Origin of the sequence: Kitasatospora albolonga, assembly GCF_039535905.1 — a bacterium.
Classification (GTDB): Bacteria; Actinomycetota; Actinomycetes; order Streptomycetales; family Streptomycetaceae; genus Kitasatospora; species Kitasatospora albolonga.
In genome coordinates this window covers 28,554-44,366 of record NZ_BAAAYB010000037.1, presented here as the reverse complement: position 1 = coordinate 44,366, position 15,813 = coordinate 28,554, and the positions used below count along the sequence as shown (strand labels likewise).

The window sequence follows — 15,813 nt, the reverse complement described above, 5'->3', positions numbered from 1 at the left end:
CGCCGTGCCCCGACGGGCCGTCAGCCGGAGGCGTACGGGTTGCCGCGGACCGGGGCGGGCGGCGGGGTCGCCGGGCCGATCGCGGCCAGGTGGGAGCGCAGCCGGAGCACGTCGGGGTGGTGCGGGCCGTGGCTGCGCTCGCGCTCCAGCAGGAGCTCGGTGAACTGCTGCCAGGCGGCCCGGCGTTCCCCCTGGCGGATCAGCAACAGGCCGATCTGCTCCCGGAGTTCGAAGGCGCGCCCGGGCTCCCCCGCCGCCCCGGCCAGCAGCTGCCGGAACTCGGCGAGCGCCTCCGGGTAGCGGCGCTGGGTCTGCAGGGCCCGGGCGTGGATGGTGCGGACGGTGCGCACCAGCGGCGCCGCCTCGCCGAGTTCGGCGCGGGCCCGGGGCAGCAGGCGGCCCGCCAGCTCGGTGACCTCGGCGTAGCGGCGGGCGGCGACCAGGTCGGAGAGCTGGTCGAAGGCGGCCGTCAGGTCCTCGGCGGCGGGCGGCGGCACCGCGACCGAGGGCAGGATGGCGGGGCCACCGGCCGACCGGCCCTCGCCCGTCGGGTCCGCGGCCGGCGCCGGGACCGGGGCGGGAGCGGGCGGCAGCGGCTGGTGCGGGTACCGGTAGGGCGCGGTCGGATCGGGCAGCACCCCTGCGGCGGGCCGGAGTTCGGCCCGGGCCTGCGGAAGCAGCGGCAGCAGCCGGGCGTACACCGCGCGGGTGCCCGGCGGGCGGTCCTCGGGGCGCTTGGCCAGCAGGTCCAGCACCAGGGCCTCCAGCACCACCGGCACCTCGGGCCGCAACTCCCGCAGCGGAGTGGGTGGTTCGTCCACCTGCCGGCGCAGCACCCCGAGCGCGCTGGGCGCCTCGAACGGCGCCCGGCCGGCCAGCATCTCGTGCAGCAGGCAGCCCAGCGCGTAGAGGTCGCTGCGCCGGTCGGCACCGGTCGCGAGGGCCTGCTCCGGTGCCATGTACGCGGGGCTGCCGATCGGCACGCCGGTCAGGGTGAGTCTGGTCGCCGACGGGTCCAGTGCGGTCGCGATGCCGAGGTCCAGCAGCACCACCCGGCCGTCCTCACGGACCATCACATTGCTCGGCTTGAGGTCCCGGTGCACCAGCCCGGCGGTGTGCACCGCCTCCAGCGCACCGCAGAGCTGGGCCGCCACGGCGACCGCCCGCTCCAGCGGGCAGGGGTCCTGAGCGGCGATCAGGTCCGCCAGGCTCAGGCCCGCCACCCGCTGCATCACCAGGTAGAGCTCGCCGTCGTCCTCCCCCGCGTCGAAGACCGTCACCAGGCCCGGGTGGTCGAGCCCGGCGGTCACCCGGCACTCGCGCAGGAACCTGCGGCGCAGCGACGCGTCCGGGTCCGGGCCGTGGCCGAAGCGGGCGGCGCGGAGCAGCTTCACCGCGACCGGCCGCCCCAGGCGTTCGTCCGTCCCGGCCCAGACCTGCCCCATCCCGCCCTGGCCGATCGGCTCCCCGAGCCGGTACCGGCCGCCGACCAGCCGGGCGTCCCTCACGGACGGCCCTCCTGCGCCTGACGGCGCAGCAGCTCACCCAGCTGCTGGAGGTCGTCCTGGGTGGCCGGGCCCGCCTGCGGCTGCGGCTGCGGCCGCGGCGGGTACGAGGGCTGCGGCTGCGGCTGGTACGGGACCACGGGCGGCGGGTACCAGGGTGCCGGGGCGGGTGCCTTCGAGCGCCACTGCTGTTGGGTGTCCATCACCAGGAAGTGCACCGGGCCGCCGAGCCAGAGCGCGAAGAGGGCGAGCCCGCCCGCCAGGTCCAGCCCGCTGGCGACGTCCGGGTCCGGGTCGGTCAGCCCGACCGCGACGTAGACCAGGAGTTGGAGCAGCCCGGCCACCACCGCACCGGCCACGTCCGCCGCCCGCTTGCGCCGCACCGCCAGCACCAAGGACGGCACCATGCCCAGCAGCCCGAGCGACAGCAGCGGCACCAGGGCGAGCAGCACCTTCCCGCCGACCCCGAGCGGGCCGGGGTTGCTGCCGTACTGCTGACCAGCCATGGGTACTCCCGTACGAGCGCCGCCAAAACTCCCGGCACACCGTACCGCCCCGGACCGCCACCCCGGGGGCGCGAGGAACTGCGCGAGGCGGAGGAGGCGCGCCGATCGCCGGGTACGGACACCCACGTGCAAGTGGATCTCCGTACCCGGCACACGGGTCAGCCTCTTCCGCCTCGCGCAGTTCCTCGCGCCCCCGGGGTGACCCGGTGAGTCAGTTCTTGGAGCCCGCGAGGTCGTCGAACATGGTGCTCAGGAACTCCCGGCACCAGGCCAGCAGTTCGCGCCCGACCAGGGGCTTGCCGCCGATCCGGCCGGTGGACGGCCGCGGCACCAGGAGCTGCTGCGCCGTCGCCTTGACCTGGCTGCGCGGGTAGAGCCGGTTCAACCGCAGCTGCTGCGACTCCCGCAGCTCGACCGGCCCGAACCGCACGAACTGGCCCTGGAGCGTGATGTCGCCGATGCCGCAGCGCCGCGCGTACAGCCGCAGGGCGGCGACCAGCAGCAGGTTCTCCACCGACTCCGGGAGCTTGCCGTAACGGTCCGTCAGCTCCTCCCGGACCTGGACGATGTCCTCCTCGGAGTTGACCGCCGCGATCGAGCGGTAGGCCTGCAGCCGCAGCCGCTCCCCCGGTGCGTAGTCGTGCGGCACGTGGGCGTCGACCGGCAGCTCGATCTTCACCTCCAGCGGCTCCTCCTCCGGCTCCGCCCCGCCGTTGGCCAGCGAGTCGCGGAACTCGGCCACCGCCTCGCCGACCATCCGCATGTAGAGGTCGAAGCCGACGCCGGCGATGTGGCCGGACTGCTCGCCGCCGAGCAGGTTGCCCGCGCCGCGGATCTCCAGGTCCTTCATGGCGACGTACATGCCGGCGCCCATCTCGGTGTGCTGGGCGATGGTGGCCAGGCGCTCGTGGGCGGTCTCGGTGAGCGGCTTCTCCGGCGGGTAGAGCATGTAGGCGTAGCCGCGCTCACGGCCGCGGCCGACCCGGCCGCGGAGCTGGTGCAGCTGGGAGAGGCCGAAGGTGTCGCCGCGCTCGACGATCAGGGTGTTGGCGTTGGAGATGTCGATGCCGGACTCCACGATGGTGGTGGAGACCAGGACGTCGAACTCCTTCTCCCAGAAGTCGACCACCACCTTCTCCAGCTGGGTCTCGCCCATCTGCCCGTGCGCGGTGGCGACCCGGGCCTCCGGCACCAGCTCCTTGATCCGGGCGGCCGCCTTGTCGATCGACTCGACCCGGTTGTGGATGTAGAACACCTGGCCCTCGCGCAGGAGTTCACGCCGGATGGCGGCCGAGATCTGCTTCTCGTCGTACGGGCCGACGAAGGTCAGCACCGGGTGGCGCTCCTCCGGCGGGGTGGTGATGGTGGACATCTCCCGGATGCCGGTGACGGCCATCTCCAGGGTGCGCGGGATCGGGGTCGCGGACATGGTGAGCACGTCCACGTTGGCCCGCAGCTTCTTCAGCTGCTCCTTGTGCTCGACGCCGAAGCGCTGCTCCTCGTCGACGATGACCAGCCCGAGGTCCTTGAACTTCGTCTCGTTGGAGAAGAGGCGGTGGGTACCGATCACCACGTCCACCGAGCCCTCGAACAGGCCCTCCAGCACGGCCTTGGCCTCGGAGTCGGTCTGGAAGCGGGAGAGCGCCTTCACGTTCACCGGGAAGTTGGCGTAGCGCTCGGCGAAGGTGGAGAAGTGCTGCTGCACCAGCAGCGTGGTCGGCACCAGCACCGCGACCTGCTTGCCGTCCTGGACGGCCTTGAAGGCGGCCCGCACCGCGATCTCGGTCTTGCCGTAGCCGACGTCGCCGCAGATCAGACGGTCCATCGGGACCGACTTCTCCATGTCCGACTTCACCTCGGCGATGGTGGTGAGCTGGTCCGGGGTCTCCGCGTACGGGAAGGCGTCCTCCAGCTCGCGCTGCCACGGGGTGTCCGGGCCGAAGGTGTGGCCGGGCGCGGCCATCCGGGCCGAGTAGAGCTTGATCAGGTCGGCGGCGATCTCCTTGACCGCCTTCTTGGCCCGCTGCTTGGTCTTGGCCCAGTCCGCGCCGCCAAGCCGGTGCAGGGTGGGCGCCTCGCCACCGACGTACTTGGTGACCTGGTCGAGCTGGTCGGTCGGCACGAACAGCCGGTCGCCGGGGTGGCCCCGCTTCGCGGGGGCGTACTCCAGTACCAGGTACTCGCGGGTGGCGCCCTGGACGGTGCGCTGCACCATCTCCACGTACCGGCCGACGCCGTGCGCCTCGTGCACCACGTAGTCGCCGGCCGCCAGGGCCAGCGGGTCGATCGCGTTGCGGCGGCGGGACGGCATCCGGCGCATGTCCTTGGTGGAGGACTTCTGACCGGACAGGTCGGTCTCGGTGACGACGGTGAGCTTGAGGGCCTCGTCCACGAAGCCGTGCTCGATCGAGCCGCAGGAGACGTACACCACGTCCCGGGTCGGTGCCCCGTCCAGGTCGGCCACCAGCCGGGCCGGGATGCCCTCGCCGCTCAGCACCTCGGCCAGGCGGGAGGCCGGGCCGTGGCCCTCGGTCACCATGACGACCCGCCAGTCGGCGTTCAGCCGCTCCTTGGCGTCGGCGATCGCCCGGGCGGTGTCGCCCCGGTAGGCCTCGACGGCGTGCATGCCGAGGGTCAGCGTGTTGGCGTCGAACTCCAGGATCTCGGTGACGGACGAGTCGCTGGTGGCGAACGGGCTGACGGACCACCAGGGCAGCCCGATCTCCGCCGCGTGCTCGCGGACGTCGGCCAGCGACCAGAGCGAGGCGGCCGACACGTCGATCATCTCGATGTCGATCGGCCGGTCCCCGCCGCTCGCCGCCGCCACCCAGGAGGCGTGCAGGAACTCCTGACTGGTCGCCACCAGATCGGCCGCCCGGGTACGGACCCGCTCCGGGTCGCAGACCACCGTGACCGAGCCCTGCGGCAGCACGTCCAGCAGCAGCTCCATGTCGTCCACCAGCACCGGGGCCAGCGACTCCATGCCCTCGACCGCGATGCCCTGGGCGATCTTGTCCAGGATCTCGGCCAACTCCGGGTGCTGCTCCGCCAGTTCGGCCGCGCGGAGCTTGACCTCCTCGGTCAGCAGCAGCTCACGGCAGGGCGGCGCCCAGAGGCCGTGCTCGGCGATCTCCAGCGAGCGCTGGTCGGCGATCTTGAAGAAGCGGATCTCCTCGACCTCGTCGCCCCAGAACTCGATCCGGAGCGGATGCTCCTCGGTCGGCGGGAAGACGTCCAGGATGCCGCCGCGGACGGCGAACTCGCCGCGCTTCTCGACCAGTTCGACCCGGGAGTAGGCGGCGGCCGCGAGCTTGCGGGACACCTCGCCGAGGTCGTGCTGCTCGCCCCGCTGCAGGGCCACCGGCTCCAGCTCGGCCAGCCCCTTCACCTGCGGCTGGAGCACCGAACGGACCGGCGCCACCACCACCTGGACCGGACCGGCCGCCGGGTCGTCGCCGCGCGGGTGGACGATCCGGCGCAGCACGGCGAGCCGGCGGCCCACCGTGTCCGAACGCGGCGAGAGCCGCTCGTGCGGCAGGGTCTCCCAGGCCGGGAACTCGGCCACCGCGTCCGGCGGCAGCAGCGAGCGCAGGCTGGCCGCCAGGTCCTCGGCCTCCCGGCCGGTCGCGGTCACCGCCAGCACCGGACGCCCCCGCTCCCCGGCCGCCCCGGCCAGCGAGCGGGCCAGTGCGGCGATCGCGAACGGGCGGGCGGCGGGCGGCCCCACCAGGTCGAGGTGCTGCCGCTGTCCGGCAGCGGCCGCCTCGATCGCCTCGGCGAGGGCGGCGTCGCGGACGACGACGTCGAGCAGTCCGGACAGACTCATGCTTCTCGGCTCCACGGCTGGAGTGCCCGGGCGCCGGAGGACCCCGGCCGGGCAACGCGAACGACCCGGAACGCGGAGCGCCCCGGGGGTCTCCAGACTACGCCGCCACCCGCCCCGCCGCCGTGATCATCGGGCCGGTCGGTCCGTCCGGGCGGACACCCGAACCCGCCCACAGATCACGAACTCGACATATTGCCGACACTGCACGTCCATGGTGGTCGCGCAGCATGGTGTTCGTGCCCGCCGCACCCAACCGTGGGGGATGGCTGTGGCGGCACGGACGCACCTCCGATGGGGGTCGGGAGTGCGTGGCCGGGCGGCCCTGGGTGGGGGCGCCCGTGCCCAATCGCGGGAGCCGTGGTGCCTCTTCCTGGGGGGCGCCGCGGCCCCTGGCGTTTCCGGACCCGTCCCACCCGGTCCCCTCCGTACCACTCTCCGACCACTTTGCCCGAACCCCGGCGCGGCCGGTCGGGGCTCCGTACCCTCTCGTGTGAAGACGGTGTGGGGACACCGTGCGAACCGCAACGGAGGGGGTACTTCGTCATGCGCGTGGTCATCGCGGGCCAGGGCTACGTAGGGCTGCCACTGGCCGTCCGCGCGGCGGAGGTCGGGCACCAGGTGGTCGGGTACGACGTGGACGAGCGGCGGATCAAGCGCCTGGCGCTCGGCGAGTCCTACGTCGAGGACATCCCGGCCGAGCGCCTCCGTCCGCTGCTGGACGACGGGAGCTACCAGCCGACCGCCGACCCGGCCGAGGTCGCGGGGTTCGACGTCGCGGTGATCACCGTGCCGACACCGCTGCGGGACGGCGTCCCGGACCTCTCCTACATCGAGTCCTCGGCCCGGCTGCTGGCGCAGCACCTGCGCCCCGGCGCCACCGTGGTGCTGGAGTCCACCACCTACCCCGGCACCACCGAGGAGCTGCTCGCCCCGATCCTGGAGGAGGGCTCCGGCCTGACGGCCGGTCAGGACTTCCACCTGGGCTACAGCCCGGAGCGGATCGACCCGGGCAACCCGACCTGGAAGCTGGAGAACACCCCCAAGGTGGTCTCCGGCACCTCGCCCGAGGGCCTGGCCGCCGTGGACGCCTTCTACTCGGAGCTGATCGAGCGCACCGTTCCGGTCTCCTCCTGCAAGGAGGCCGAGCTCACCAAGCTGCTGGAGAACACCTTCCGGCACGTCAACATCGCGCTGGTGAACGAGCTCGCGATGTTCGCCCACGACCTCGGCATCGACGTCTGGGAGGCGATCGACGCCGCCTCCACCAAGCCCTTCGGCTACCTGCGCTTCACCCCGGGCCCGGGCGTCGGCGGCCACTGCCTGCCGATCGACCCCTCCTACCTGTCCTGGCGGGTCGAGCGCGCGCTGGGCCAGTCCTTCCGCTTCGTCGAGCTGGCCAACGACGTCAACAGCCACATGCCCGACTACGTGGTCCGCCGCCTCGGCGAGGCGCTGAACGACCGTCACCGCTCGGTTCGCGGCTCCCGGGTGCTGCTGCTCGGCCTGGCGTACAAGAAGAACACCGGCGACGCCCGCGAGACCCCGGCCGCCCGGGTGGCCGAACTGCTGCTGCGGATGGGCGCCGAGGTCCGGGCCGCCGACCCGCACGTGGTCACGGGCGTCCACGTGGCCGAGCCGGTCATCCCCGGCCAGCGGGCCACCGAACCGGAGACCCCGTTCAGCGCGGTCGTCCGGGTCGAGGCCACCCCCGAGGAGCTGGCCGCCGCCGACGCGGTGGTGCTGCTCGCCGACCACGACGACTTCGACTACGAGGCCGTCACCACCCACGCCACGTACGTGCTGGACTGCCGCCGCCGCCTCAGCGGCCCGGCCGTCGAGGTGCTCTGATCCAGCCGGAACGCCGCGGGCCCCGTCCACAGGGTGTGGACGGGGCCCGCGGCGTTCGGGCCGACGGGGCGTCAGCCGCGGCGGATGACCTCGCTCGGGTACTCGTGGCCGTCGTCCACGATCACGATCTTGGGGATGATCCGGGTCTCCGGCTCGGGCGCCGTGGCGGCCTTGGCGGCCGGGGCCTCCGGGGCGGGGACCGGGGCCGGGGCGGCGGCGGCCGGCGGGGCCGGGGGCTTGGGCGGGAGCGGCGCGGCCGGCGGGATGCTCGGCAGCGGGGCGGTCGGGGCCTCCTCGGCCGCTCGGAGCACCTTGGGGGCCGGAGTCGCCGGGGCGGCGGCGGCCGACGGGGCCGGCTGAGCGTCGGCTGCGGCTGCGGCGTCGGCTGCGACTGCGACGGCGGCTGCGGCTGCGGCTGCGGGCTCAGCGGCCGGTGCGGCCGCCTCGATCTGGCCGACGGCGGCACCGGTGAGGGCGGCCAGGGTCTGCTTGATGTGGTCCAGGTGCTGCTGCACCTGCTCGTACTTGGCGGTGAACTCGCGGTGCTCGCGCTCGCTCGCGGCCCGGATCCGCTCGGCCTCCCGGCGGGCCGCCTCGACCAGCGCGTCCGCCTCGGAACGGGCCTTGGCCTCGGCCTGCTTGATCGTGGCCAGCACCGACTCCCGGTGCTGCTCGGCCTCGCTCACCTTGCGCTCGGCGGTGGAGGAGATCTTCGCGTCCTCCGCGTCCGCCTTGGCCTCGACGGCGGCGAAGGTCTCGTCCGCCCGGCGGCGCAGCTCGGCCAGCTTGACCTCCGCGCGCTCCTGCGCCTCGGCGGCAGCCACCCGGACCTTGGCCGCGTCCGCGGTCGCCGAGTCCCGGATCGCCCGCGACTCCCGGTCCGCCGCCGCCCGCAGCTGCTCGGCCTCGGCCCGGGTCCGCTCGTCGGTGCGGCGGGCGGCCGCATCGGCCTCGTTCCGGGTCGACAGGGCGTGGTCGCGGGCGGCGTTGGCGGCCTTCTGACCGTTCTCGTACGCCTCGTCGCGGGCGTCCTCGGCGGCCTGCTGGGCGGCCTCCCGGACGGCGGTCGCCTCGGAGTCCGCGATGCCCATCAGCTTCACGGCCTGCTCGCTCAGCACCGAGTAGTCCGGCTCCGGGGCGTCCTCGGCGGCCTGCCGGATCTCGGCCAGCCGGCGCTCCATCTCCCGGACGCCGGAGCCCAGCACGCTGAGCTGCTCCCACGCGCTGTCGCGCTCGGCGGTCAGCACGACCATCGCGTGGTCGACCTGCTCGGGGGCGTAGCCCCGGCGGGTGACGATGAAGCCGTGCTGGGAGACTGCGTCGCTCATGGTCTCTTCCCCTGTCGGTGCCGGTGGAGGCAGGCGCGGATAGGACCGTCCTCTTGACCTATTTTGCGCAAGTGGGATCGAAACCCAAACAAGGCCGTGCCGGGGCAGGTGGGTGAGGGGCCCCTGCCGGGGGCTCGGGGGCGGGGCCCGCCCGGGCAAGCCGCAGTAGGGCCGACGGGGTCTGCGGGACGGGACGGACGAGGGGCGCGTCAGCCTGTGACGCGCCCCTCATTGGTGAGCGTCGTTACATCAGGCCGTCCCAGAACTGCTCCAGCAGCACGGACCACCAGGTCTCCGGTCCGGCCAGGGCGGCGGGGTCGACGGCCTGGAGCTGGGCCTGGAAGTCCACCGTCCAACGGCCCGCCTGATCGGGCGTCAGCCCGTAGCGCAGGCGCCACATCCGCCCGAGCAGCGCGAGCGAGCGGACGAACTCCGGGACGCCGCTGTTGACGAACCGCGGAGCCTCCGCGCCCGGCCGCTCCAGGTCGACGGCGACCACCGCCGCCGTGCCGTACTGCACGCACAGCTGACGCCCGTAGTCGTTGCCCAGCACCAGGTAGCCGCCGAAGTCCGGGGCGCCCGGCAGGCCGCGTTCGGCGGCCAGCTCGGCGAGGGTCGGGATCGGCCTGCCCTCCTGGGCCTGGGCCCAGAAGAACGGCGCGAAGTCGCGCGGCAGCCCGGCCCACATCAGCATCTGGGCGACCTGCTCGGGCACGCCCTGGCGGGACACCGCGCGCTGCTCGAAGCGGAACACCGCAGGCCCGAAGACCTGGGCCAACTCGCCGCCCAGCTGTTGCGGATCGGTGGGCGGCAGCGGCACCGCCCCGGCCGGCGGCGAGCCCGCCGGGGGCAGCGGGACGCGGACGGTGCGCGGGCGCTGCGGGCCCGCGGCCAGCTGGTGGAGCTGGTCGAGGTGGTCCAGCAGCACGGCCATGCCGGCCTGGCGGGCCTGGTGGTCGCGGCCGTACGCGGCGGTGTGGCTGATCCGGACGTTCGGCCAGCCCCTGGGCACCGCCCTTCCGGGCGGCGCTCCAGTGTGTATGGATCGGGGTCGGGTAGACGTTCTCGTGGGTGGTTGGGCCGAGTTCCGGTCCGGGGGAGGTTCGGCCGCCTAGGATTCGGAACGGTGCACCAGGCGGACGGGGCACACGGCTCACGCCCGCGGCTGGCGCCCACGAGGAGGTCCGCGGCAGTGACCCAGTCAGGTCGATCAGGCAGAGGCAGTGACGGCTCGGACGACGACGGCCGGTCGGGCCCGGCCTCGCCGCCGGGCGCCCGGCAGCGGCCGGCGAAGCCGGTCCGGCGTCTGGACCGGGTGATCATCCGCTTCGCCGGCGACTCCGGCGACGGCATGCAGCTCACCGGAGACCGCTTCACCTCGGAGACGGCCTCGTTCGGCAACGACCTCTCCACCCTGCCCGACTTCCCGGCCGAGATCCGGGCTCCCGCCGGCACCCTTCCCGGCGTGTCGTCCTTCCAACTGCACTTCGCGGACCACGACATCCTGACCCCCGGGCGACGCGCCCAACGTGCTGGTGGCGATGAACCCCGCCGCCCTGAGGCCAACCTCGCGGACACTGCCGCGCGGTGCCGAGATCATCGCCAACACCGACGAGTTCACCAAGCGGGCGCTGGCCAAGGTCGGCTACGCGGTCGGACCCGCTGACGGACGGCTCGCTGGAGGCGTACCACCTGCACCGGGTGCCGCTCACCACGCTGACCCTGGAGGCGCTGAAGGACTCGGGGCTGGCCCGCAAGGACGCCGAGCGGGCGAAGAACATGTTCGCGCTCGGGCTGCTGTCCTGGATGTACCACCGGCCGACCCACGGCACCGAGTCGTTCCTGCGGCAGAAGTTCGCCAAGAAGCCCGACATCGCCGAGGCCAACATCCTGGCCTTCAGGGCGGGTTGGAACTTCGGCGAGACCACCGAGGACTTCGCGGTCTCCTACGAGGTCTCCCCGGCCCGGCTGCCCGAGGGCACCTATCGGAACATCTCCGGCAACCTCGCGCTGTCCTACGGCCTGATCGCGGCGGGGGGAGCGCTCGGGCCTGCCGGTCTTCCTCGGCTCGTACCCGATCACCCCGGCCTCGGACATCCTGCACGAGCTGTCCCGGCACAAGAACTTCGACGTGCGGACCTTCCAGGCGGAGGACGAGATCGCCGGGATCGGGGCCGCGCTGGGCGCGGCCTTCGGCGGGGCGCTGGGCGTGACCACCACCTCGGGGCCCGGGGTGGCGCTGAAGTCGGAGACCATCGGGCTGGCCGTCTCGCTCGAACTCCCGTTGCTGGTGGTGGACATCCAGCGCGGCGGGCCGTCCACCGGGCTGCCGACCAAGACCGAGCAGGCCGACCTGCTGCAGGCGATGTTCGGCCGCAACGGCGAGGCGCCGGTGCCGATCGTGGCCCCGGCCACGCCGGCCGACTGCTTCGACGCGGCACTGGAGGCGGCCCGGATCGCGGTCACCTACCGGACCCCGGTGTTCCTGCTGAGCGACGGCTACCTGGCCAACGGCTCGGAGCCGTGGCGGATCCCGGCGGCGGACGAACTCCCGGAGATCGCACCGGACTTCGCCACCGGGCCGAACCGCGAGGACGGCGCTTTCTGGCCCTACCAGCGCGACCCGCAGACGCTGGCCCGCCCGTGGGCGGTGCCGGGGACGGCGGGGCTGGAGCACCGGATCGGCGGCATCGAGAAGCAGGACGGCACCGGGAACATCTCCTACGACCCGGCCAACCACGACTTCATGGTCCGCACCCGGCAGGCCAAGGTCGACGGGATCGCGGTGCCCGACCTGGTGGTGGACGACCCCTCGGGCGAGGCCCGGGTGCTGGTGCTCGGCTGGGGCTCGACCTACGGGCCGATCACCGCCGCCGTCCGCCGGGTGCGGGCCGACGGCGGTCAGGTGGCGCAGGTGCACCTGCGCCACCTGAACCCCTTCCCGGCCAACCTCGGGGCGATCCTCAAGGGCTACGACCGGGTGATCGTGCCGGAGATGAACCTCGGCCAGCTGGCCCTGCTGCTGCGCGCCAAGTACCTGGTGGACGCCCAGTCCTACAACCAGGTGCGCGGACTCCCGTTCAAGGCGGCCCAGTTGGCCGACGTGCTGACCGCCGCCCTCGGCACCCTGGAGGAGAAGTGATGGAGAGCCTTCGACTGGTGCCCAAGGCCGACGGGCCGCAGAGCGCCAAGGAGTTCAAGACCGACCAGGAGGTGCGCTGGTGCCCCGGCTGGCGGGGACTACGCCATCCTGGCCGCCGTGCAGGCCTTCATGCCGGAGCTCGGCATCCGCCGGGAGAACACCGTGTTCGTCTCCGGGATCGGCTGCTCCTCGCGCTTCCCGTACTACATGAACACCTACGGGATGCACTCGATCCACGGGCGCGCCCCGGCCATCGCCACCGGCCTGTCGGCCTCCCGGCCGGACCTGAGCGTCTGGGTGGTGACGGGTGACGGGGACGCGCTGTCGATCGGCGGCAACCACCTGATCCACGCGCTGCGGCGCAACGTCAACCTGAAGATCCTGCTCTTCAACAACCGGATCTACGGCCTGACCAAGGGTCAGTACTCGCCCACCAGCGAGGTCGGGAAGATCACCAAGTCCACCCCGATGGGCTCGCTGGACCACCCCTTCAACCCGCTCTCGCTGGCCATCGGCGCGGAGGCCACCTTCGTCGCCCGGACCATCGACTCGGACCGCCAGCACCTCACCTCGGTGCTCCGGGCGGCCGCCGAGCACCGGGGCACCGCGCTGGTGGAGATCTACCAGAACTGCAACATCTTCAACGACAACGCCTTCGAGGTGCTCAAGGACCCGGGCACCCGGGACGAGGCGCTGATCCGGCTGGAGCACGGGCAGCCGGTCACCTTCGCCGGCCGGGGCGTCTTCCGCGGCCCGGGCGGCGAGCTGTACGTGGACGAGGTGACGGAGGCCAACCGGGGCGAGGTGCTGGTGCACGACGCCCACCACGCCAACCCGGCGCACGCCTTCGCGCTCTCCCGGATCGCCGACGCCGACACCCTCCACCACACCCCGATCGGGGGTGCTGCGCAGCGTCGAGCGGCCCGTCTACGACGAGCTGATGGGCGGTCAGCTGGAGCGCGCGGTGGAGCAGCGCGGCCGGGGGCGACCTGGGCGCGCTGCTCACCGGGAGCGACACCTGGACGGTGGTCTGACCGCCGGGGCGGGCCGTCAGCGCGCGTCGTACGCCTGACGGTTCGCCAGCACCCCGGGCGTCTGCCGCTCGACCCAGTGCGCGAGGCCGCCGACCAGCTCGGCGGCCTCGTGGCCGAGCGGGGTCAGCCGGTAGTCCACCCGGGGCGGGATGACCGGGTGCGCCTCGCGCTCGACGAAGCCGTCCCGCTCCAGGGTCTGCAGGGTCTGGGCGAGCATCTTCTCGCTGACCCCGGCCACCCGGCGGCGCAGCTCGCTGAACCGGTACTCGCGCTCGGCCAGCGCGATCAGCACCAGCACGCCCCAGCGGCTGGTGACGTGCTCCAGCACGCCGCGCGAGGGGCACATCCGGTCGTTGACGTCCGGGGCGTGGAGCAGTGCGTCGACACTTACCTTCATGTCAGTACCCTACTTCAAAGTGCGTACTTCCGATTGGTAAGTGCAGTACATACGGTGAGTGTGGAAAGCGCAAGACCCCACCGACCAGGGAGTACCTCATGATCGTCGTCACCGGAGCCACCGGACAGCTCGGCCGCCTCGTGGTGGAGGGCCTGCTCGCCGAGGTGCCGGCGGGCGAGCTCGCCGTCGCCGTCCGCTCCGCCGACAAGGCCGCCGACTGGGCCGCGAAGGGCGTGACCGTCCGCGAGGTCGACTACAACCGGCCCGAGACCCTGGCCGCCGCCTTCGGCGCGGGTGACAAGGTGCTGCTGATCTCCGGCAGCGAGGTCGGCGCCCGGGTGCCGCAGCACACCGCCGTGGTCGAGGCCGCGAAGGCCGCCGGGGTGGCGCTGCTGGCCTACACCTCGATCCTCGGCGGCGACGAGGCCACCTTCCGGCTGGCCGAGGAGCACCAGGCGACCGAGGCCGTGATCCGCGCCTCCGGCCTGCCGTACGTGCTGCTGCGCAACGGCTGGTACACCGAGAACTACACCGCCAACGCGGCCGTCGCCGTCGAGCACGGCGCGGTGGTCGGCAGCAACGGCGACGCCCGGATCGCCACCGCCTCCCGGCAGGACTACGCGGACGCGGCCGTCGCGGTGCTCACCGGCGAGGGCCACGAGAAACGCGGTCTACGAGCTCAGCGGGGACGAGGCCTGGAGCTTCTCCGAGTACGCCGCCGCGCTGGCCGCGCACACCGGCAAGCCGGTCTCCTACGCGGACGTCCCGGCCGAGAAGCACCACGAGATCCTGGTCGGCGCCGGCCTGCCGGAGGGCTTCGCCGGGATCCTGGTGGACGTGGACGCGGCCATCGCCCGGGGCGAGCTGGCCCGCGACCGCGGGGTGCTGTCGAAGCTGATCGGCCGCCCCACCACCCCGCTGGCCGCGACGGTGGCCGCCGCGCTCTGAGCTGTCCGAAACGCGTGTCATGACCAAAACGCCGATTCAGGGATGACACCCTGCCCTCCCGCCCGCTACCTTCGTCCGGAGGACAGCGCGCGCGGAGGGCAGGCCGGTCGATGGCACAGCAGCAGAAGGCCGGCAGCGGTGCCGGGCTCGGGTACGGATTCGCCGCCTACGGGATCTGGGGTCTCTTCCCGCTCTACTGGCCGCTGCTGGAGCCCAGCGGCGCGGTCGACATCCTGGCCAACCGGATGGCCTGGTCCCTGGTGGCCGTCGCCCTGATGCTGGCCGTGATGCGCAAGTGGGCGTGGATACGCCCGCTGCTCGCCCAGCCCCGTCGGCTGGCGCTCTCCGCACTCGGCGCCGTGGTGGTCTCGGTCAACTGGGGCGTCTACATCTGGGGAGTGAACTCGGGGCACGTGGTGGAGACCAGCCTCGGCTACTTCATCAACCCCCTGGTGACCATCGCCTTCGGCGTCCTGCTGCTGGGGTCGAACGGCTGCGCCCGGCCCAGTGGGCGGCGGTCGGGATCGGCGTGCTGGCGGTCGCGGTGCTCACCGTCGGGTACGGGCGGCTGCCCTGGATCGCCCTGGTGCTGGCCCTCTCCTTCGGCACCTACGGCCTGCTCAAGAAGAAGGTCGCGCTCGGCGGCACCGAGAGCCTCGCGCTGGAGACCGCCGCCATGTTCCCGTTCGCGGTCGGCCTGCTGGTCTGGCTGGGCGTCACCGGCCGGGGCACCTTCGGCACCGAGGGCTGGGCGCACTCCGGCCTGCTGATGCTCAGCGGCCTGATCACCGCCGTGCCGCTGCTCTGCTTCGGGGCGGCCGCCGTCCGGGTGCCGCTGAGCACCCTCGGCCTGCTGCAGTACCTGGCGCCGGTGCTGCAGTTCCTGCTCGGCATCACCGTCTTCCACGAGCGGATGCCGCCCGCCCGCTGGGCCGGCTTCGCCCTGGTCTGGGCCGCGCTCGCGGTGCTCACCTTCGACGCGCTGCGGCGCCTGCGACAGAGCCGGTCCGAGCTCCCGGCGGCGCCGCCGAGCACTCGGCCGGAGGATGCGCCGGCTGACGCTCCGTCAGCTTCGTCCGCCCGGTGAACAACTCGTTTCGGGATCTCCTCAAGCCCCCCGCAACCCTGCTAACGTCCGGGGTGCCCGCAGCCGAAGGCTGTCGGAAGGCACCCCCATGCCGGCCACGGGAGGAGTCGCGATGGTCCAGCTCAAGGCACCGCTGGTCCGGCCGTTCCGCCGGTCGGCGGCGGCCGACGGGGCCGCCGTGCTGGCCTCCGG

Annotated in this window: 6 protein-coding genes and 5 pseudogenes; 5 read left to right on the top strand and 6 right to left on the bottom strand. The window is 73.2% G+C overall.

The window, feature by feature from the left end; genetic code table 11:
• Window positions 1-20: 20 nt before the first annotated feature.
• The 3 genes from ABD946_RS09610 to mfd form a co-directional block, all read right to left on the bottom strand.
• Window positions 21-1,508, bottom strand: a complete 1,488-nt coding sequence (locus tag ABD946_RS09610) for a protein kinase domain-containing protein (protein WP_345281965.1) — start codon at window positions 1,506-1,508, stop codon at window positions 21-23.
• Window positions 1,505-2,011, bottom strand: a complete 507-nt coding sequence (locus tag ABD946_RS09605; RefSeq protein WP_345281963.1) for a hypothetical protein — start codon at window positions 2,009-2,011, stop codon at window positions 1,505-1,507. The genes ABD946_RS09610 and ABD946_RS09605 overlap by 4 nt, the downstream gene beginning before the upstream one ends.
• Window positions 2,012-2,222: 211 nt before the next feature.
• Window positions 2,223-5,837, bottom strand: a complete 3,615-nt coding sequence (mfd, locus tag ABD946_RS09600; protein WP_345281961.1) for a transcription-repair coupling factor — start codon at window positions 5,835-5,837, stop codon at window positions 2,223-2,225.
• Between the two features lie 543 nt (window positions 5,838-6,380).
• Here mfd and ABD946_RS09595 point away from each other — a divergent pair.
• Window positions 6,381-7,685 carry a nucleotide sugar dehydrogenase gene (locus ABD946_RS09595; protein ID WP_345281959.1) on the top strand — a complete coding sequence of 435 codons (1,305 nt, stop codon included), beginning with the start codon at window positions 6,381-6,383 and terminating at the stop codon, window positions 7,683-7,685.
• Between the two features lie 71 nt (window positions 7,686-7,756).
• On the opposite strand, the gene ABD946_RS09590 is transcribed toward ABD946_RS09595, so the two are convergent.
• Window positions 7,757-9,013, bottom strand: a complete 1,257-nt coding sequence (locus ABD946_RS09590; RefSeq protein WP_345281957.1) for a hypothetical protein — start codon at window positions 9,011-9,013, stop codon at window positions 7,757-7,759.
• Between the two features lie 244 nt (window positions 9,014-9,257).
• Window positions 9,258-10,031: pseudogene (locus ABD946_RS09585) on the bottom strand (SUKH-4 family immunity protein); the annotation flags it as partial.
• 288 nt (window positions 10,032-10,319) lie between these two features.
• On the opposite strand from ABD946_RS09585, the pseudogene ABD946_RS09580 reads away from it, so the two are divergent.
• Both ABD946_RS09580 and ABD946_RS09575 read left to right on the top strand, forming a co-directional pair.
• Window positions 10,320-12,155: pseudogene (locus ABD946_RS09580) on the top strand (2-oxoacid:acceptor oxidoreductase subunit alpha).
• Window positions 12,155-13,189, top strand: a pseudogene (locus ABD946_RS09575) (2-oxoacid:ferredoxin oxidoreductase subunit beta). The pseudogenes ABD946_RS09580 and ABD946_RS09575 overlap by 1 nt, the downstream one beginning before the upstream one ends.
• A 16-nt stretch (window positions 13,190-13,205) precedes the next feature.
• Here ABD946_RS09575 and ABD946_RS09570 read toward each other — a convergent pair.
• Window positions 13,206-13,586, bottom strand: coding sequence for a winged helix-turn-helix transcriptional regulator (locus ABD946_RS09570; protein WP_345281953.1), 381 nt, complete (start codon window positions 13,584-13,586; stop codon window positions 13,206-13,208).
• Window positions 13,587-13,684: 98 nt separating this feature from the next.
• Here ABD946_RS09570 and ABD946_RS09565 point away from each other — a divergent pair.
• Both ABD946_RS09565 and rarD read left to right on the top strand, forming a co-directional pair.
• Window positions 13,685-14,534, top strand: a pseudogene (locus ABD946_RS09565) (SDR family oxidoreductase).
• Window positions 14,535-14,644: 110 nt separating this feature from the next.
• Window positions 14,645-15,621 (top strand): annotated as a pseudogene (rarD, locus tag ABD946_RS09560) (EamA family transporter RarD).
• Window positions 15,622-15,813 lie beyond the last annotated feature (192 nt).